General features: G+C 70.2%; 18 protein-coding genes and 2 pseudogenes. 10 read left to right on the forward strand and 10 right to left on the reverse strand.

What is annotated here, in order from left to right:
- Positions 1-12: 12 nt before the first annotated feature.
- The 6 genes from ACWEK3_RS16965 to ACWEK3_RS16990 are packed head-to-tail and all read right to left on the reverse strand — an operon-like array spanning position 13 to position 6,373.
- Positions 13-846: an ABC transporter ATP-binding protein gene (locus ACWEK3_RS16965; protein WP_450542797.1), complete on the reverse strand. Its 834-nt coding sequence runs from the start codon at positions 844-846 to the stop codon at positions 13-15.
- Positions 843-1,811, reverse strand: coding sequence for an ABC transporter ATP-binding protein (locus ACWEK3_RS16970; RefSeq protein WP_376603471.1), 969 nt, complete (start codon positions 1,809-1,811; stop codon positions 843-845). The genes ACWEK3_RS16965 and ACWEK3_RS16970 overlap by 4 nt, the downstream gene beginning before the upstream one ends.
- On the reverse strand, positions 1,808-2,620 hold the full coding sequence (locus ACWEK3_RS16975) for an ABC transporter permease (protein ID WP_365424732.1): 813 nt from the start codon (positions 2,618-2,620) through the stop codon (positions 1,808-1,810). The genes ACWEK3_RS16970 and ACWEK3_RS16975 overlap by 4 nt, the downstream gene beginning before the upstream one ends.
- Positions 2,617-3,567 (reverse strand): ABC transporter permease, encoded by a 951-nt coding sequence (locus ACWEK3_RS16980; RefSeq protein ID WP_453249976.1) that lies wholly within the window; start codon positions 3,565-3,567, stop codon positions 2,617-2,619. Before ACWEK3_RS16980 ends, ACWEK3_RS16975 begins: the two co-directional genes overlap by 4 nt.
- Positions 3,564-5,183 carry an ABC transporter substrate-binding protein gene (locus ACWEK3_RS16985; RefSeq protein WP_453249977.1) on the reverse strand — a complete coding sequence of 540 codons (1,620 nt, stop codon included), beginning with the start codon at positions 5,181-5,183 and terminating at the stop codon, positions 3,564-3,566. Before ACWEK3_RS16985 ends, ACWEK3_RS16980 begins: the two co-directional genes overlap by 4 nt.
- Positions 5,180-6,373 (reverse strand): amidohydrolase family protein, encoded by a 1,194-nt coding sequence (locus ACWEK3_RS16990; RefSeq protein WP_453249978.1) that lies wholly within the window; start codon positions 6,371-6,373, stop codon positions 5,180-5,182. The genes ACWEK3_RS16985 and ACWEK3_RS16990 overlap by 4 nt, the downstream gene beginning before the upstream one ends.
- Before the next feature lie 97 nt (positions 6,374-6,470).
- Here ACWEK3_RS16990 and ACWEK3_RS16995 point away from each other — a divergent pair, with 97 nt between their 5' ends.
- From ACWEK3_RS16995 to ACWEK3_RS17005, 3 genes are read left to right on the forward strand one after another with little or no spacing between them, the layout of a single operon-like run.
- Complete coding sequence (locus ACWEK3_RS16995) at positions 6,471-7,136, forward strand: FadR/GntR family transcriptional regulator (RefSeq protein ID WP_453249979.1); 666 nt, start codon at positions 6,471-6,473, stop codon at positions 7,134-7,136.
- On the forward strand, positions 7,133-7,279 hold the full coding sequence (locus tag ACWEK3_RS17000; RefSeq protein ID WP_453249980.1) for a hypothetical protein: 147 nt from the start codon (positions 7,133-7,135) through the stop codon (positions 7,277-7,279). The genes ACWEK3_RS16995 and ACWEK3_RS17000 overlap by 4 nt, the downstream gene beginning before the upstream one ends.
- Positions 7,280-7,289: 10 nt before the next feature.
- The gene (locus ACWEK3_RS17005; protein ID WP_453249981.1) at positions 7,290-8,288 is read left to right on the forward strand and encodes a nitrilase-related carbon-nitrogen hydrolase; all 999 of its coding nucleotides are present in this window, start codon (positions 7,290-7,292) and stop codon (positions 8,286-8,288) included.
- Here ACWEK3_RS17005 and ACWEK3_RS17010 read toward each other — a convergent pair.
- Together ACWEK3_RS17010 and ACWEK3_RS17015 are read right to left on the reverse strand one after the other, a co-directional pair.
- Complete coding sequence (locus ACWEK3_RS17010; RefSeq protein ID WP_453249982.1) at positions 8,285-9,160, reverse strand: PhzF family phenazine biosynthesis protein; 876 nt, start codon at positions 9,158-9,160, stop codon at positions 8,285-8,287. The genes ACWEK3_RS17005 and ACWEK3_RS17010 overlap by 4 nt on opposite strands.
- A 102-nt stretch (positions 9,161-9,262) precedes the next feature.
- Entirely contained in the window at positions 9,263-10,201 is a 939-nt protein-coding gene (locus tag ACWEK3_RS17015) for a GlxA family transcriptional regulator (RefSeq protein WP_453249983.1), read from the reverse strand.
- Positions 10,202-10,410: 209 nt separating this feature from the next.
- Here ACWEK3_RS17015 and ACWEK3_RS17020 point away from each other — a divergent pair, with 209 nt between their 5' ends.
- Both ACWEK3_RS17020 and ACWEK3_RS17025 read left to right on the forward strand, forming a co-directional pair.
- On the forward strand, positions 10,411-11,082 hold the full coding sequence (locus tag ACWEK3_RS17020) for a DJ-1/PfpI family protein (protein ID WP_453249984.1): 672 nt from the start codon (positions 10,411-10,413) through the stop codon (positions 11,080-11,082).
- A 59-nt stretch (positions 11,083-11,141) separates the two neighbouring features.
- A complete protein-coding gene (locus tag ACWEK3_RS17025) occupies positions 11,142-11,528 on the forward strand; it encodes a hypothetical protein (protein ID WP_453249985.1) in 387 nt (128 codons plus the stop codon).
- Between the two features lie 431 nt (positions 11,529-11,959).
- Here the strand turns inward: ACWEK3_RS17025 and ACWEK3_RS17030 are convergent.
- Positions 11,960-12,529 (reverse strand): annotated as a pseudogene (locus ACWEK3_RS17030) (SDR family NAD(P)-dependent oxidoreductase); the annotation flags it as partial.
- Between ACWEK3_RS17030 and ACWEK3_RS17035 the strand changes: the two are divergent.
- Positions 12,461-12,898 (forward strand): annotated as a pseudogene (locus tag ACWEK3_RS17035) (MmyB family transcriptional regulator); the annotation flags it as partial. The pseudogenes ACWEK3_RS17030 and ACWEK3_RS17035 sit on opposite strands and share 69 nt — an antisense overlap.
- A 77-nt stretch (positions 12,899-12,975) precedes the next feature.
- Positions 12,976-13,554: a GNAT family N-acetyltransferase gene (locus ACWEK3_RS17040; protein ID WP_453249986.1), complete on the forward strand. Its 579-nt coding sequence runs from the start codon at positions 12,976-12,978 to the stop codon at positions 13,552-13,554.
- 94 nt (positions 13,555-13,648) lie between these two features.
- Here the strand turns inward: ACWEK3_RS17040 and ACWEK3_RS17045 are convergent, their stop codons facing one another.
- The gene (locus ACWEK3_RS17045) at positions 13,649-14,677 is read right to left on the reverse strand and encodes a phosphotransferase (RefSeq protein WP_450542817.1); all 1,029 of its coding nucleotides are present in this window, start codon (positions 14,675-14,677) and stop codon (positions 13,649-13,651) included.
- A gap of 155 nt (positions 14,678-14,832) precedes the next feature.
- On the opposite strand from ACWEK3_RS17045, the gene ACWEK3_RS17050 reads away from it, so the two are divergent.
- The 3 genes from ACWEK3_RS17050 (at position 14,833) to ACWEK3_RS17060 (ending at position 17,207) form a co-directional block, all read left to right on the forward strand.
- Positions 14,833-15,159, forward strand: coding sequence for a hypothetical protein (locus ACWEK3_RS17050; RefSeq protein ID WP_450542819.1), 327 nt, complete (start codon positions 14,833-14,835; stop codon positions 15,157-15,159).
- An 80-nt stretch (positions 15,160-15,239) separates the two neighbouring features.
- Positions 15,240-15,545, forward strand: a complete 306-nt coding sequence (locus tag ACWEK3_RS17055) for a DUF427 domain-containing protein (RefSeq protein WP_450542821.1) — start codon at positions 15,240-15,242, stop codon at positions 15,543-15,545.
- Between the two features lie 675 nt (positions 15,546-16,220).
- Positions 16,221-17,207: an oxidoreductase gene (locus ACWEK3_RS17060; RefSeq protein ID WP_450542831.1), complete on the forward strand. Its 987-nt coding sequence runs from the start codon at positions 16,221-16,223 to the stop codon at positions 17,205-17,207.
- Positions 17,208-17,221 lie beyond the last annotated feature (14 nt).

The following is a 17,221-nucleotide window of genomic DNA, read 5'->3' on the forward strand; positions in this document are numbered from 1 at the left end:
GGTGATGGCCTCTCAGTGTTGGGGACGGGGGGAGGCGGGGTGCGGGGAAGGGTGGGAGCCGGCCGCGCGACGGCGGGGCTTCCAGCCGGGTCGGGGAACCGCGTCCAGGAGGGCTTTGGTGTACTCCTCCTGCGGGGCGCGCAGCAGTTGCCGGGTCGGCCCGCGCTCGACCACGCGGCCGGCGGACATCACGATCGCCGTGTCGCTGATCTGGTTGACGACCGCCAGGTCGTGCGAGATGAACACGTAGCTGATGCCGCTGCGTTCGCGGATGTCGGTCAGCAGGTTGAGGATCTGCGCCTGCACGGAGACGTCCAGCGCCGCGACCGCCTCGTCCAGCACCAGGACCTGCGGTTCGACGGCGATCGCGCGGGCGATGGCGACGCGTTGCCGCTGACCGCCGGAGAGCTGGCGGGGCAGCATCGTGGCGTGCCGGTCGGTCAGCCCCACGGCCTCGAGCAGCTCCAGGACCCGGCTGCGCCGCTCGTGCGCGCTCAGCGGGAAGTGCAGGGCGAGGCTGGTTTCGATGACGTCCCCGATGTGCTGCAAGGGGTCCAGCGAGGAGTACGGGTCCTGGAAGACCATCTGGATCTCCCGGGCCCGGCGGCGCCGTTCGGCCGAGCCGGTTCGGCCCGTCCGTGGTCGTCCGCAGACGCTGATCGTGCCGGCCGTGGGGGTTTCCAGGCCCAGCAGCATGCGGGCGACGGTGGTCTTGCCCGAGCCGGACTCGCCCACGACGGCCAGCGATTCACCGCGGGCGAGGGTGAAGGACAGGTCGTCGACGGCGACGGCGCCCTTCCCGTAGACCTTGCGCAGACCTTCCGCCCTGACCAGGATCTCGGTCACGGTTCCTCCGCTCGTATACAGGCGACGTGGGCGTTGCCCACCGCGCGCAGCGCCGGGCGGGCGGTGGAGCACTCCGGTGTGCTGACCGCGCAGCGGGGTGCGAAGGCGCAGCCTTCGCCCGCCTCGAAGGCCGCGACCGCGCGGCCGGGGACGACAGGCAGCGGATGGACGACCTGGTCGATACTCGGCCGGGATGTCAACAGGCCACTGCTGTAGGGATGTCGGGGGGATCCGGTGAGCGCCTCGGCGGACTGCACCTCCACGATCCGTCCGGCGTACATGACGCCGATGCGGTCGCAGGTCGCCGCGGCGAGTTCGAGGTCGTGGGTGATCAGCAGCATGGCCATACCGCGGTCCCGGCGCAGTTCGTCCAGGATGGCCATCACCTCCGACTGGGTGGTCACGTCCAGAGCGGTCGTGGGCTCGTCCGCGAGCACCAGGTCGGGTTCCACGGCCAGCACCGATGCGATCATGACGCGCTGGAGCAGTCCGCCGGACAACTCGTGCGGATGCTGCCGCATCCGGCGTTCGCCGTCGGTGATGCCGACATCGGCAAGAAGGCGGACGGCCTTGGCGTGAGCCTGCTTCGGGGGCACCGACAGGTTGGTGACCAGCGCCTCGGTGAGGAAGTCACCGATACTGCGCACCGGGTTGATGTGCGCCCGGGGGTCCTGGAAGATCATCGCGATCCGCCGCGACCTCAGGGCGCGCAGCTCCCGTGCCCCCAGGTCGAGGACCGGTGTCCCGTCGAACTGGATCCGGCCGCTCAGCCGTGCGCCGGGCGGGGTCAGCCGCAGGATGGACCGCGCGGTCATCGACTTGCCCGAGCCGGATTCGCCGACGAGGCCGACGGCTTCGCCCGGGGCGACGGTGAGGCCGACGTCGTCGACGAGCGTCCGCCATTGCCCGCGGCCGGCCGGAACCTCGAGCCGCAACTGGTCCAGGACCAGGAGATCGTTGCTCATCGCGCACCTCCTTGCTCAGCACCCATCCGGTCGCCGAGCACCGTCACCGCGACCACCACGATCACGATCAACACGCCCGCGCTGATGGCCTCCATCGGCTGGCCGCGCATCGCACCGTCCAGCCCGCTCTTGACCATCAGGCCCCAGTCGGCGGCCGGCGGCTGCACCCCGAGTCCGAGGAACGAGATCGCCGCCAGGTCGATGATCGCGAAGCCGAGTGCCGACACCGACTGGGCGACGATCAGCGGGCGCAGGTTGGGCAGCAGGTGGCGCCCGCAGATGGCGACGGCCGATCTGCCCTGGAGCCAGGCGGCCGAGACATAGGGGAGGCCGCGTTCCCGCAGCGCGGCGCTGCGGACGACGCGGGCCACATACGGCGTGTACGCCACGGCCAGGCCGAGGACCACTCCCGTCATACCGGGACCGACCACTGCCACGGTCACCAGGGCGAACACGATGCCTGGCACGGCGAACAGTACGTCGAGCAGCCGGGAGATGACGGCGTCGACCCGGCCGCCGGACCACGCGGCGACGATCGCGAGCGTGGTGCCCACCACGGTGGACAGTGCGATGGTGACCAGCGGGCCCAGCAGCGTCGTGCGGGCCCCGAACATCAGCCGCGACAGGATGTCCCGGCCGAGCGCGTCACCACCGAGCAGGTGGCTGCCGGTGCTCCCGGACAGCGCGTTGAAGAGGTCGGGCCGATTCGGATCGTAGGGCGCCAGCAGTGGCGCACAGGCGCTGACCACGGCAACGACCGCGAGAAGTGCCAGTGCGGCGAGGCCCGTCGGGCCCAGGCGTGCCTTCATGTCGCCTCCCCGGGAGACAGACGGGGGTCGATGAGCGAGTAGCACAGGTCGACCACCAGGTTGACGATGACGAACGCGGTGACCAGGACGAGAACGACGCCCTGCACCACGGCGAAGTCCCGCTGGAGAATGGCCCGCACGAGCAGCGAGCCGAGCCCGTCCAGCGCGAAGATGTTCTCGACGACCACGGAACCCGCGATCAGGCCGGCCACGGTGAGGCCCATGACGGTCACCACCGGGATCGACGCGTTGCGCAGCACGTGCCGGCGGACGATGTGGGACTCGGAGAATCCGCGGCTGCGCGCCGTCTCCACGTGTTCGCGGCCCAACTCCGCGCCCACCGAGGCGCGGGTGATGCGGGCCAGGAAGCCGGCGCTGCCGAGGCTGAGGGCGATGGCCGGCAGCGTCAGGTGATACAGCCGGTCGCCCAGGCCCGCTCCCGGGCCGAAGACCGGGAACCATCCCAGCCCCAGGGCGAAGGCGACGACCAGCACCACGCCCACGACGAAGGTGGGAGTGGCCAGGAAGACGCTGTTCACCACGGAGACGACCGCGTCGACCGGGCCCCGTCGCAGCGCGCCGAGCAGGCCGAGGGCGATGCCGATCACGACGATGATCACCGTGGCGTACAGGACCAGCAGCCCCGTCGTCGCCAGCCGGGTGGACATCAGGGCGGACACGTCCTGGCGGTAGACCAGGGACTGACCGAAGTCACCGTGCAGCGCGTCGCCCAGCCAGCTGAAGTAGCGGACCAGGAACGGCTCGTCGAGGTGGTACAGGTGACGGATCGCCGCGATCTGCTCGGGGCTGCCGCTGCGGTTGCCCAGCAGGAACGCCATCGGGCCGCCGGGAACCGTGTAGAGCAGCCCGTACACCAGGAACGAGGCCACGAGAAGGACCGCCGCGAGCGCGGCAAGCCGTCGCGCCAGGAATGTCAGCCACCTCATCGCGCACCGATCCCGGCGGCCCAGGGGTAGTACAGGTACGAGAACGAGGCGACCGCTCCGGTGATCCGCTTGTTCATGTAGAGGATGACGGGCAGGGAGGTGATCGGCGTCCAGGGCACGTCCCGGCTGACGGTGGTCTGGATTCCGCTGACCAGCTCGGCCCGCTGCTGCGGGCCGTAGGCGGCCTGTGCCTGCCTGACGGCGCCGTCCACGGACGCGTAGTCGTCGAAGTTGGACCGACCGCGCTTGGTGAACACGCGGTAGACGTCCAGGGGATCGGGCATGTTGCCGTACCAGGTGCTCAGGAAGGCGTCGATGCCTTCACGGGCTTTGGGGTCGCTGTAGAGGTTGCCGTACTGCTCGACCGGGATGACCTTGATCTTGACGTCGAGCCCGAGGTCCTCGCCGGCGGCCTTGATGATGCTCGCTGTCTGTTCGTGCACCGCCGAACTTCCTTGGATGCCGATGGTGAGGGGGCGGGACGGCTTGCCGGCGGCCTTCAGGAGCCGCTTGGCGCGGGCGAGGTCGGGCTTCGCCGCGGGCAGAGCGTCGTGTGCGGCGCGGAAGGTGTCCGCGGCGTAGCCCCAGTAGTCGGAGTTGGCCAGCGTACTTTCCGGGGCTGCGGCCCCCTGGAAGATCACCCGGGCGATTCCCGGTCGGTCGAGGGCGGCCGACAGTGCCTCGCGCATGCGCGGATCGGCGTACGGGCCTGACTTGGCGGCGCCGAGCAGGGCCCAGAAGGTGAGGGAGCGGCCGAGCGTGACCGATCCGGTGGGGGAGTTGACCAGTTGGCTGAGTCCGGCAGGGGGGAGGTAGAAGTACTGCCCGTCGACCTCGCCGGACCGCAGGGCGTTGACCGCGGTGGTCTCGTCGGCGATGAACCGGAATACCAACGTCTTTGATTTCGCCTTGAGCTCGGCGTTCCAGTAGCTGTCATTGCGAGTCAGCCGAAGGGAGTCGCCGGGCTTCCAGCCGGCGAACTTGAAGGGGCCGGTGCACATGACTCCGCCGGTGGGAGAGCCGAGGTTCTTTCCGGCCTTGTCCAGGAACGATTTCTCCACGACGGCGCCGGCGGCGGTCGCCATGGCCTGGTTGAAGAGCACGTCGGGCTGCTTGAGGTCCACCGTGACCTGGTACGGCCCGGTCGCCTTGATGGACGCGACGGTCTCGAAGTAGTCGCTCCACCAGGTGCCCAGCGTCGGGTCGAGGTGGCGGTTGAGGCTGGCCGCCACGTCGTCGGCGGTCATCTGCTTGCCGTCCCAGAACCTGACGTCCTTGCGCAGCGTGTAGACCCACCGGGTCGGGGTCGGATTCTCCGCCTTCTCGGCCAGACCGGGGCGGATCTTCAGGTCGGGGGTGAGCCGCATCAGACTCTCGCACATGTTCGCGAGCGCGGTGTTCTCGGCGTAGTTGAAGGAGCGGATCGGGTCCAGCGTCTGTGGCTCGTAGGGCAGGTTCCAGGTGATCCGGTCCACGCCGTGGGCGGCCGACACGGTGGTGGTGGCGAGGTCCGCCGTCGTGAGGGCCGCCTGTTGCCCGCCCAGCGCGGCGTTGCCGCAGGCGGTCAGGGTGAGCGCGAGTCCGCCGGTGAGCAGGACCGGCCTGCGGCGCTTCACCGGGTGGTCCTCTCGAGGCGCCCGTCACGGGCGACGACGTTCCCGGCCCGGACGACCATCGCGGGCAGCGGCCGGTCGACGAGGACCTGGGCGACGGACTCCCCGGCCAGCAGAACGAAGTCGGCGGGGTCGCCGACCCGCAGGTCGGACCGCTCCAGGCCCATGACGTCCGCGCCGCCGTGCGCTGCCACGGCGTAGCACGCCTCCAGTTCCTCGTCGGTGCGGGCATCGGTGCGGTACGCGAGCAGATGCGCCCGCGTGAACATGTCGCCGTCGCCGAACGGGGTCCAGGCGTCCCGCACACCGTCCGAACCGGCGCCGACCCGCACGCCCCGTTCCACCAGCGGCCCGAAGGGCACGACCGGCTCGCTGCCCAGCGCGCACGTGGTCACCGCCACGTCCGCTTCGGCCAGGAGTTCGGCGGTGCGCTCCAACTCGGTGGCGTCACAGTCGGACAGGCAGAACGCGTGGCTGATCGTGACCCTTCCCCGCATGCCCGCTGCCCGGGTACGGCGGGCGATCTCGGCGATCTGGTCCAGGCCCGCTCGGCCGCGGTCGTGCAGGTGGATGTCGATCGGTGCGCCGGTGCGCTCGGCGATGCCGAACAGCACGTCCAGATGCCCGTCGAGGTCACCGTCGATGCCGATCGGATCCAGGCCGCCGACGATGTCGGCGCCCTCCTTGACGGCCTGCTCCAGCAGGTCGGCGGTGCCGGGCTCGGTGAGGAGGCCGAGCTGGGGGAAGGCCACCACCTGCAGGTCCATCGCCGTCGCGAACGGAGCGGCGGCGGCGCGGATGCCGTGCAGGTGGGAGAGCCCGTGGACCGGTGCGACATCGACGTGCGCGCGCATCGCCCGGGTGCCGCGGCTGACCGCCCGGGCGATCAGGGCGCCGGCGCGTTCGTGTACCGGAGAGGTCATGGCGCGCTGGGTGGCGACGTCGTTCGTGATCAGTTCGCGGAGTGTGTCGGCGGGTTCGCGGCTCAGCCACGGCCGGCCCCAGGCCGACTTGTCGGGATGGATGTGTGCGTCGACGGGGGGAGGCAGGGCAAGGGCACCGCCGCCGTCGACGACGACGCAGTTCCCGGGCCGCGTCGAGGGATCGATGGCCGCGATGCGGCCGTCGGTCACCAGCACGTCGTGAGGATCGCCGCCATGAGGTCGGATGTGGGTGAACAGGGCGTGGGTCATGCCAGCGGCCCCCTTCGAGTCGGTGAAAGGGCTGGAACTCCGTCCCTGGAGAGTCATATGGTTATCAAGTCATCTGATGATTAGGGAAGAGGGTTGCATGAAACCCGTCGCACGAATGTCGATCGTCGACGCTGTGATCAACCAGCTGCGGGGAGAACTCGCGCGGGGTACATGGCAGGTGGGCGACCGGATTCCGCCGGAGGACCAGCTCGCCGCGACCCTCGCCGTGAGCCGGCTCTCCATCCGCGAGGCGGTCCGGGTGCTCGTCCACGCCGGACTGCTCACCACCCGTCAAGGCGACGGCACCTACGTCATCGCCACCGACGAGGGCCAGGTCGCGCTGCGCCGGCACTTCGACCGGGCGAGGACCGCCGACATCCTCGTTGTCCGCCGCGGCCTGGACATCGTCGCCGCCCGCCTCGCCAGTACGACGCGCACCGATGACGATCTCGCCGTGATCAGCGAAGCCATGGCACGCAGGGAATCCGCAGGCCAGGCCCGGGACCTGGACGCCTTCACCGATGCCGACGTCGACTTCCACCTGCGCATCGCCGAGGCGTCCCACAACCCGGTGCTCAGCGATCTCTACCGGAACATGAGCGACGTCCTGTGGGAGACCGTCAAGGCCAACCAGTGCATGGACGACGCCGGCGACGACCCCTTCCACACGGCGCTGTTCGAAGCAGTGCGTGCCGGCGACCCGGTCGCCGCGACCGCCGCGGCGCTCGCCATCCTGGACGACTACCCGGAGGCAGAGGCGTGACCGCCGCCGATCAGCTGATGCGCGACGCCGACCGGGTCGTCACCAGGGAAGAACCCCTGGGCGACCTGCCCGGCGATACGGAAAGCGTCGCGTCAACCCCTGTCCCCGCCACTGCCTTGCTCGATGATTCGAGGGATTCCTAGTCTCAGTGCCATGACTTCGCTGCCCCGCGCCGCTGCCGCGCCCCCCGAGTCCCGCCGTACCGTGACCGCTGCCGTCGTCCAGGCGGCCGCCCCGCTGTTCGACACGCAGGCCGCGCTGAAGCGCGCCGAGGAACTCATCCAGGAGGCCGCCGGCGACCGAGGCGCGGAGGTCGTGGTCCTGCCCGAGGCGTTCCTCGGCGGCTATCCCAAGGGCCTGGACTTCGACATCACCGTCGGCAGCCGCACCCCGGCCGGGCGTGAACTGTTCCGCCGCTACCACGCCGCCGCCATCGACGTCCCCGGCCCCGAGACCGACACCCTGGCCGCCCTCACCCGGGACCTCGGCTGCCACGCCGTCGTCGGCGCCGTCGAACGCCGGGGCGGCACCCTCTACTGCGTCGCCCTCTTCTTCGGCCCCGACGGCTACCTGGGCCTGCACCGCAAGCTCATGCCGACCGCCGCCGAACGCTACCTGTGGGGCCAGGGCGACGGTTCCACCCTCCCGGTCGTCGACACCGGCACCGCCCGCCTCGGCGCGGCCATCTGCTGGGAGAACTACATGCCGATGTTCCGTACGGCCATGTACGCCAAGGGCGTCGACCTGTGGTGCGCGCCGACCGTGGACGACCGCGACGCCTGGCAGGCCAGCATGCGGCACATCGCCCTGGAGGGCCGCTGCTTCGTGCTCAGCGCCAACCAGTACCTGCGCCGCGAAGCCCTGCCCGCCGACCTCCACCCCGTCCAGGGCGACGCGCCCGACACCGTCCTGATCGGCGGCGGCTCCGTCATCGTCTCCCCGCTCGGAGAGGTCCTCGCCGGCCCGCTGCGCGACAGCGAGGGCATCCTGACCGCCGAACTGGACCTCGACGACCTCGCACGAGCCCGCTTCGACTTCGACCCCACCGGCCACTACGCGCGCCCCGACGTCTTCACGCTCCACGTCGACGAATCCACCCGCACCGCCGTCACCGGTGGAGGCGCCGCTGCCGGGTCGGCCAGGACCGACTAGCCGATGCGAGTTCCCGTGCCGCTGACCCGGACGCGCGGGTCACCCGCGCGCAGCATCACCGTGAGTTCGCCGGGGCGGCCCATGTCCTCGCCCTGATGCAGGGTCAGGACCGCGTCCTCGGGGACCAGGCCGAGCTCACGGGCATACGCACCGAACGCGGCGGCCGCGGCGCCGGTCGCCGGGTCCTCGACGACGCCGCCGACGGGGAACGGGTCACGGACATGGAAGACGGTGGCCGACTCCCGCCACACCAACTGGACCGTCGTCAGGTCCAAGCGGTGCATCAGGGCTTCGAGGCGCGGGAAGTCGTACGCGAGATCGGCGAGGCGCGCGCGAGTCGCCGCCGCGAGTACGAGGTGGCGGGCGCCGGCGAACGCGATGCGGGGCGGGAAGGCCGGGTCGAGATCGGCGGCCGGCCAGTCGAGGGCTGTGAGTGCCTCTGCGAGGTCGGTGTGGGCGATGTCTCCGATGTGCGGCTCGACACTGGTGAGTGTGGCCCTGACCGTCCCGCTCTCCTCGGCCACCTCCACCGGCACGGTGCCGGCGCGCGTCGCGAACACCAGTTCCCCGGGGCCCATCCGCTCGGCCAGCGCGACGGCGGTCGCGATGGTGGCGTGCCCGCAGAACGGCACCTCGGCCTTGGGACTGAAGTAACGGATGCCGTACGCCCGTCCCTCCTGGCCGCCGAGGCCCTCCGGGGGCGCGGTCAGGAACGCGGACTCCGAGTATCCGAGGTCGGCGGCGATGGCCAGCATGTCGCTGTCGTCCAGAGCGGTGGCGTCCAGAACGACGCCGGCGGGGTTTCCGCCGTCGGGGGCGCTGGAGAAGGCGGTGTAGCGCAGCACCTCGGGTCGCGGCGCGTTCGTCGTCATGTGCGCGGTAACGCGGGGCGGGCCCGCGGCTATTCCGGGACGCGGGTGGAGGCGCGGATATGGCTCCACGACGCGCGTGGCTGCGGGCCCAGCAGGGTCAGTTCAACTGAAAGTGCGGCGGTACGCCTGTGGGCTGACGCCCGTCGTCCGCTTGAAGCGGTCGCGGAATGCTGTGGGCGATCCGAACCCGACCTGTCCCGCGATCCGCTCCACCGGGTGCTGTGTGGTCTCCAGGAGGTGCTGGGCCTGCCGGATGCGCGCCCGGTGCAGCCATTGCAGCGGGGTGGCGCCGGTCTGCTCGCGGAAGCGGCGCATGAGGGTGCGGGTACTGACGCCGGCGTGCGCGGCCATGTCGGCGAGGGTCAGGTTCCGGCCCAGGTTGTCCTGGAGCCAGGTGAGCAGGGGCTCGAAGGAGGATCCCTGCGGTGTGGGCGCGTACTGATGAACGATGAACTGCGCCTGTCCGCCCTCCCGTTCGAGCGGCATGACGGAGAGCCGGGCCGCGTCGGCGGCCACCGCCGAGCCGTAGTCGCCGCGGATCATGTGCAGACACAGGTCGAGGCCTGCGGCGGCGCCCGCCGAGGTGAGGATCTGCCCGTTGTCGACGTACAGCACATCGGGGTCGACCGTCACCTTCGGATGCAGCGCGGCCAGCAGGTCCGCCGCGATCCAGTGCGTCGTGGCGCGCAGTCCGTCGAGGAGTCCGGTGGCGGCCAGCGGGAAGGTGCCCGTGCAGATGGACGCGATCCGGGTGCCGTCCGCGGCGGCCGCCAGCAGCGCGTCGCGGACCGCGGGCGTGAGCGGTGCGGTGGGGGTGGCCGTGCCCGGCACGATGACCGTGTCCGCGCCCTTGAGGCCGTCGAGTGCCCGGTGCGCGCGGAGCGTGAACGCGCCGGCGTCGATTTCGGGGCGCTCGGCGCACACACGAACCTGGTAACCGGGGCGCCCGTCGGGGAGCCGAGTACGGGAGAAGACCTCGATCGGCGTGGACAGGTCGAAGGGGATCACCTGATCCAGCGCCAGGACGGCGATGGTGTGCATGGCGAGAACATACCGCGTCATCGCATTCCCGCCACCGTTGCTACGTCGTCACCACCAGGTCAGGTGTGCCGAAGGACGACTCCACACGATGTGGCGACATCCCGTTGATACCCGTCATGAATGCCACTGGGGCGCGGATGTGCGGCTGGCTAGCGTCGGTGGCGATCCCGGCGCGGCCCGGGACCTGTCGTATGCGAAGGAACCATCCCATGCACGTTCAGATCGTCCTGTTCGACGGCTTCGATCCGCTCGATGTCATCGCCCCGTACGAGGTGCTGCACGCCGGTGGCGCCGCGTCCGGCGGGGCGGTCCAGGTCGAGTTGGTCTCCGCCGAAGGGCCGCGCGACGTGGTCAGCGGCACGGGCGGGCTCGCCCTGCGCGCGACAGCCGCGCTCGACCCCGGGCGTGCGGGAGTGGTTCTGGTGCCCGGCGCGTCGGGGCCCGTCGGGGAGCCCGGCGATGTGCCGGTCGAGGAGGCGTCCGAGCCCACCGTCCCCGTACTGCTGGGCCGCACCCTGTCCACCCCGCTGCCCGCATTGCTGAAGGGTGCCCTGGACAACCCGGCGATGATGGTCGGCGCCGTCTGCGGGGGCTCGCTCGTGCTGGCCCTGTCCGGGCTCATCGAGGGACGGCCCGCCACGACCCACCACCTCGGCCTGGACCTGCTCGACGCCACGGGGGTACACGCGGTGCACGCCCGGGTCGTCGACGACGGCGACCTCGTCACGAGTGCGGGAGCCACTTCCGGGCTCGACCTCGCCCTCCACCTTCTGGAGCGGGAGGTGGGGCCCCGGATCGCACACGCCGTCGAGGAACTGTTCGCGTACGAGCGCCGCGGCACGGTCTGGCGGGCGCAGGGCCCGGAGCCGACTCGCCTGTGACCGACCGGCCCTCCCCGCGCCCCGCCACTCCGTACAGCGAAAAGGAGAAGAACCACTCCATGTCCGTCGAAGGCATCTGGGACCTGTCCATCGCCACTCCCATCGGCGTGATCAAGGCCGCCGTCGAACTCCGCGGGAAGGACACGGGCCTCACCGGTGTCGCCCGTGGCACGGCGGAGGAAGTACCACTCAGAGATGTGGAGTTGGCGGGTGACCAGCTCACATGGAAGCAGTCCACCACCAAGCCCCTGCGGCTGAACCTGACCTTCGCCGTGACGGTAGACGGCGACACCCTGGCCGGCACCTCCAGGCCGACGCCGTCGGTGATGTGGAGGATCTGGCCGTTGGCGTGGGAGTGCCAGTTGGTGCGGGCGCCGGGCGTGAACCGGACGAGGCCGACGGCCAGGCGGGCCGGTTCGGTGGGGGCCTCGATCAGGTTGAGGTAGACGTCGCCGGTGAAGCGTTCGGCGGGGGCCTTCACGGTGGGGGTGCTCGTGACGTGTTCCATTGCTCTCCTCCTCGATGTCGTGGTGGCTGGTGCGGTGTTCGCGGCGCCGGTGTGGGCGAGGCCGGAGCCGAGCTCGCGGGAGGCTGCCACCTGGGCGAGCAGTTCCTTGGCCTTGGCCTCGACGGCTTGGAGGCAGTCGTCGCCGGCGACGAAGCGCAGTGGCGGCCGGTCGAGGTCGGCCACCTTGAGCAGTGCGTCGGCGAGCTTGGCCGGGTCGCCGGCCTGCCGGCCGTTCATGGACTCCCACTGCTTCCTCGTGGCGGCGGTGCGTTCGGCGTAGTCCTCGATACACAGCTCCGCATACGTGGTGGAGGCATCCACGAGCAGTTCGGTGCGGAAGAAGCCCGGCTCCACGATCGTGGTGTGGATGCCGAACGGCTCCACATCATGGTGCAGGGCCTCCATGAAGCCCTCGACGCCGAACTTCGCGGCCGAGTAGGCGACACAGAAGTCGACACCGACCACGCCGGCGAGGGAGGAGACGGTGACGATGTGCCCCGAGCGCTGGGCACGCATCACGGGCAGGACGGCGCGGGTGACGTTCATCGGCCCGAACAGGTTCGTCTCGATCTGCGCCCGGATCTGCCGCTCGGACAGCTCCTCGAAGAAGCCCGCGTAGAAGTTGGCCGCGTTGTTGATCAGCACGTCGATGCGGCCGAAACGGTCGACGCCGGCCTGGGCGGCGCTCTGGGCCGCCTGCGAGTCCGTGATGTCCAGCGCGGTGGTCAGCAGATTGCCGTGCTCGCCGCCGAGGGCTTCCAGGACGCGCTCGGGGCGGCGGCCGGTGGCCACGACCTGGTGCCCTGCGGCCAGGGCCTGGCGGGCGATGTCCGCGCCCAGGCCGCGTCCGGCGCGCTCTACACCGGCAGAGCTCGGGAGCCGGTCAATATGGCCCGCTTCCAGTTCCTCGACCCCGCCGGACGCGAGTTCTTCCCGCACTGGGAGGAGTCCGTGAACACCACCGTGTCCCTGCTGCGGACCGAGGCCGGCCGTGCGCCCGGCGACAGCGACCTGACGGGCCTGATCGGCGAACTCGTCACCCGCAGCGACGAATTCCGCACCGCTCGGGCCAAGCACAACGTGCGCCTGCACTACACCGGCCGCAAAGCCTTCCGGCACCCTGCCATCGGCGAGATCACCCTCGACTTCGATGCCATGGAACTACCTGCCCAGCCTGGTCTGACCCTCACCGCCTACAGCGCCCCACCCCACACCTCCGACCACGACAAGCTCCAACTCCTCGCCGCCTGGGCTGCTACCGAGGACGCCGAGTCCACCAGTCACCCGGCCAACGAACAGGACGGATGAATGCTGGTCGCGCTCGCGGAACTTCAGCGCGCCGGTTCCTCATATCTCGTTGCCGTGACCCTTTCTGCGAAACAATCATGGCTGTCATGGACCGACCGAGTCAGATCATCGAGTGCGGAGACTTCATCCTGCGGCGCTGGCGGGGACAGTGCGATTTCGCTCAGGCATTCAAGCTGATCGAGGAGTCTCTGGACCACCTGCGCCCGTGGATGCCGTGGGTCGCCCAGCACAGCGAGACGAGGACCCGAGACTTTCTGGCGAAGTCCGAGTCGAAGTGGGCAAGCGGCGAAATCTACAACTATGCCGTCATCAAAGACGGCACGCCCATCGGCATGTGCCAGACCTACCGCGGGGCCGAACCGCAGGGATGGAGGATGGGGTACTGGCTGCACCCTGCCGCCGCCGGCCAGGGCATCGCCACGAGGGCGACGGCCGCCCTGGTCACCGAGAGGTTCGCCCTGCCGGACGTGGAGTACTTGGAAATCACGCACGATCTGGCCAACACCTCCAGTGGTGCCATTCCGCGCCGGTTGGGGTTCACCGAAGTTGGGCGTGAGCAGCCCACACCACCTGCCGCTCCCTCCGGCTGCGGCATCGACGTGGTCTGGCGCCTGAACCGCCCCACACCGCCCATCAACGGCGCCCCCGCTCCTTGAACATCTGGACCGAGCGGTCTCAGCTCCTGCTTCTTCAGGCGGGCTTCTTCGGCGGATCGGGATTTCGTGCCTCCGGCCAAGTGACCGGGGGCCCTTAGGGCCGCTGAGCCGGCAGTGGTTGAAGCGCGGGCCAACGGGTGAGCATGGCGTCGCGCATGGCCACGGCGAGCTGCCCCAGATTCTCGAGTTCGCTGCCGCTCATGGTCATCCGGCTGATGATCCCAAGCCGGTGGACGAGCCGCTGCCGAGCTGTCGCGGTGCCCCACCGCCAGTCCCTGGTGGGGACTTTGGACAGGTGGTCGGCGGTCCCACGGTGCGCCCGCTCAACCAGTGCGTCGCCTCGAAGCAGCCAGCTCGCGCACGTGTCGGTGAGATCGTCCTGGAGATCGGCGCCCGTCGCGTGGCGCCAGGCCGTGCGGTAGGCGGACTCCGCCGCGTTCAGCAGGGGCTGAGCCGGGGCCGTGACGCACCAACAGGTCGGGAAGCCGATGCGGAGGTAGGCGAGTTCCACGAGTCCATGGCCGAGCGAGGCCTGCTCGAAGTCGATGAACCTGACCCCGCTGCTGGTGTGCATGTCGTTGCCGGGGCAGGGATCGCCGTGCAGCAGGGCATGTCCGGATGTGTGGGTCAGGCGGTTCAGGAGGTCGTCCAGCTCGGTCCGCACTGCGGATGGCACCGTGCAGCCGAGCGTCCGAGCGAGCCCGAGGAAGGAGCCGATGTCGTCTCCGGTGGGAGCGGACCAGGCGGGGAGAAGGCCGGCGTCGTCAGCAGTGGTGGCCGCGTGGAGTCGGGCCAGTGCCTCGGCATAGCCGACCAGCCAGTCGTCAGCCGGCGATCGGTGGTCCAAGTGCTCCAGGACCAGCACCCGTTCGACGGGGTCTGCGCCAAGGAGTGCTGGCACGACGGGCGGGTCGACCCGGGACGCGAGCCGCAGCGCGGCCACCTCGCGGGCGTATCTCTCGGCGGCCCCTGGACCCTCGATGAGCTGCTTGACCACCACCGGTGTGCCGGACAGCTCTGTCCGCCATACCCGTGATCGCGGACTGCTGCCCAGCCTGCGAGTCCGGCGAGGCGAACCCAGCTCAGCCCGCAACCTCTCCCCGAACGGCAGCCGTGACCACATGGCCTCATCCTTCCACGTGCGCGAACACTTACACGGCGTCGCGAAAGGCCGGTGTTCCCCGCTCAGCCATCGGCCGCCGTCGATGTGACCACCTCTCGCCTGAGTGCTGGTGGGTGCGTGGTCTGAAACATGTCCAGATGCGCGATCCTGGAGGTATGAAGATCGAGATTTTCGTGGTGTCAGGATGCCCCAACCAGCAGATTGCCGAGGAGCAGCTGCGGGAGGCTCTGGACGGCGCCGGGCTGTCCGGCGAAACCTTCACCACCAGGGTGATCACGGATCAGGCTGAGGCCGAGCGGTCGGGATTCACTGGCTCCCCGACGATCCTGATCAATGGCCGCGACCCGTTCGCCCAGCCCGGCTCCTCGCCCTCGGTGGCGTGCCGGGTCTACCGCACCCAGCATGGCTTGGCTGGTGCGCCCGGGGTCGACCAGCTCAGGCAGGCCCTGCGCGCGGCTGCCGACACGGGCGGGGGAGCGTAAGCGCGGTCACCGTCGGGCCGGTGGCCTGTGCTCCAGCGTCGCGGTATGGAGCCCAAGGATCTCGTCGGAGGTGGCTGGTCATGATGCGCGCCGTATGGAAGGGCACCGTGCTCGCGGAGGCCGAGCGGACGGTCGTGGTGGAGGGCAACCACTACTTCCCGCCCGAGTCGCTCCATCGCGAGTACTTCACCGAGAGCCGGACCAGGTCGCTGTGCTTCTGGAAGGGGCTCGCCCGCTACTACACGGTGACCGTCGCTGAGCGGACCAACCCGGACGCCGCCTGGTCCTACCGGCATCCCAGCCCGCTTGCCCGGAAGATCAAGAATCACGTCGCCTTCTGGAACGGCGTCGTGATCGAGGAAGTCACCCCGCAGGTGAACCGGTGAACGCCGTATGGAGTCTGCGGCGGGTGGCATGGCTGCCACCCGGCGCATCGCCACCACCCTGACCACCCGCGCCACCCGCACCGACACCGCCGCCGGGAAGCTCCGGCCCATTCCGCGCCACCTCCGGATCGCGGGATCAGGGTGGACGAGGCGCGTGCCGCGCTCACGGATCCCACCGTCGAGCGCTGTGCCTTCTGCCGGCCGGCACTGAGATGAACATCGATTTCGCGTAAGCGCCGTAGCTGCGCATGCGGTGGTCCGGTATGCCCGGATATGTTCGTGCATGTGGACGAGATGGCTCAGCGTATCGACCCGGCGACCGACCGGACGGCCGCTGCGCGCCTGCTGGGGTGCACGCCTGAAGAGGTCGGTTACTGCCCGCGCTGCCAGGGGCTCACCCGGCGATACGGAAAACATGCGCAGATCATCTGCCCGGCCTGCCAAGCGGCCGAGCCCCCGCCGGCGGCCGGCGCTTCCCGTTGACCACAGCGATCACACCACAGAGCCAGAACGTCGTGAAGCGCACGCTCTCCCAGTCGCGTCCCGGCCAGCGTGAGTCCGGCGCTGGTGCGCGGCGGCTGCGCGAGCGCCGCATGCGGGTTTCTGTGGTTCTGCCGACGGCAGAAGCCTCTTGGTGTGATCCGGCCGTGCTGATTGAGTGCCGTCATGGAGCGTATGGAGATCCTGGTCCTCGGCGGTACGGCCTGGCTGGGGCGTGAAGTTTCCCGGCAGGCCCTCGACCGTGGCCACCGGGCGACGTGCCTGGCACGTGGTGACAGCGGGCCCGTCGCGGAAGGCGCGCGTCTGGTGGCCGTGGACCGGCGCGACCCCGTCGCGTACGCGTCCCTGCCCGACCGGGAATGGGACGCTGTGCTCGAGGTGTCCTGGCAACCCGGCTTCGTACGCAGAGCTGTTGCGGCCCTGGGCGCGCGGGCACATCACTGGATCTACGTCTCCTCGATCAGCGCGTACGCCTCCCACGGCGAGCCCGGTGCGGACGAGTCCGCCGCCCTGTTGACCGCCACAGAGCACGAAGAGGTCGGTCGTGAGCTGTACGGCGAGGCCAAGTCCTCCTGTGAAACGCTTGCCCGGACAGCCTTGGCCGACCGACTCCTGGTCGCGCGTGCCGGACTCATCGGCGGGCCCGGTGACCACAGCGACCGCTCCGGCTACTGGGTCGCCCGCGCCGCCCGTGCCCCGCAGGCGCCGCTGCTCGTCCCCGACACCCCGAAGGCACCGACGCAGACCATCGACGTACGCGACCTGGCGACGTGGCTCCTTGACGCTGCGGAACGCCGAACCACGGGCACATACAACGCGGTTGGCCCGACTGTGCCCTTCGCCGAGTGGATCGAGCTGTCTCGAGGCGTCGGCGGACACACCGGACCGGTCGTCCCCGTCGCGTCCCAACAGCTCCTCGCGCACGGAGTGACCGAGTACATGGGCCCCGACTCACTGCCCATGTGGGTGGTCGAACCGGGATGGGAGGGCTGGGCGGCGCGCGACGGATCCGCCGCCACCGCCGCGGGGCTGCGCCACCGATCCCGCACCGACCTCCTCGCCGACACTCTGCGCTGGGAACACGAGCAGGGACTCCACCGGCCGCGCCGCGCCGGACTCGCCGCGGACACGGAGCGCGCACTTCTGGCGGCCTTGGGATAAGAGACCGTCCTCGA

It is taken from the genome of Streptomyces sp. NPDC004721 (assembly GCF_053601495.1).

Excerpts from the sequence above, each read along its gene's own strand:
- ACWEK3_RS16990 (WP_453249978.1), bottom strand. The coding sequence starts at position 6,373 with ATGACCCACGCCCTGTTCACCCACATCCGACCTCATGGCGGCGATCCT.
- ACWEK3_RS17005 (WP_453249981.1), top strand. The coding sequence starts at position 7,290 with ATGACTTCGCTGCCCCGCGCCGCTGCCGCGCCCCCCGAGTCCCGCCGT.
- ACWEK3_RS16995 (WP_453249979.1), top strand. The coding sequence starts at position 6,471 with ATGAAACCCGTCGCACGAATGTCGATCGTCGACGCTGTGATCAACCAG.
- ACWEK3_RS17055 (WP_450542821.1), top strand. The coding sequence starts at position 15,240 with ATGATGCGCGCCGTATGGAAGGGCACCGTGCTCGCGGAGGCCGAGCGG.
- ACWEK3_RS16980 (WP_453249976.1), bottom strand. The coding sequence starts at position 3,567 with ATGAGGTGGCTGACATTCCTGGCGCGACGGCTTGCCGCGCTCGCGGCG.
- ACWEK3_RS17015 (WP_453249983.1), bottom strand. The coding sequence starts at position 10,201 with ATGCACACCATCGCCGTCCTGGCGCTGGATCAGGTGATCCCCTTCGAC.
- ACWEK3_RS17010 (WP_453249982.1), bottom strand. The coding sequence starts at position 9,160 with ATGACGACGAACGCGCCGCGACCCGAGGTGCTGCGCTACACCGCCTTC.
- ACWEK3_RS16970 (WP_376603471.1), bottom strand. The coding sequence starts at position 1,811 with ATGAGCAACGATCTCCTGGTCCTGGACCAGTTGCGGCTCGAGGTTCCG.
- ACWEK3_RS17060 (WP_450542831.1), top strand. The coding sequence starts at position 16,221 with ATGGAGATCCTGGTCCTCGGCGGTACGGCCTGGCTGGGGCGTGAAGTT.
- ACWEK3_RS17045 (WP_450542817.1), bottom strand. The coding sequence starts at position 14,677 with ATGTGGTCACGGCTGCCGTTCGGGGAGAGGTTGCGGGCTGAGCTGGGT.
- ACWEK3_RS16975 (WP_365424732.1), bottom strand. The coding sequence starts at position 2,620 with ATGAAGGCACGCCTGGGCCCGACGGGCCTCGCCGCACTGGCACTTCTC.
- ACWEK3_RS17050 (WP_450542819.1), top strand. The coding sequence starts at position 14,833 with ATGAAGATCGAGATTTTCGTGGTGTCAGGATGCCCCAACCAGCAGATT.
- ACWEK3_RS17020 (WP_453249984.1), top strand. The coding sequence starts at position 10,411 with ATGCACGTTCAGATCGTCCTGTTCGACGGCTTCGATCCGCTCGATGTC.
- ACWEK3_RS17025 (WP_453249985.1), top strand. The coding sequence starts at position 11,142 with ATGTCCGTCGAAGGCATCTGGGACCTGTCCATCGCCACTCCCATCGGC.
- ACWEK3_RS17040 (WP_453249986.1), top strand. The coding sequence starts at position 12,976 with ATGGCTGTCATGGACCGACCGAGTCAGATCATCGAGTGCGGAGACTTC.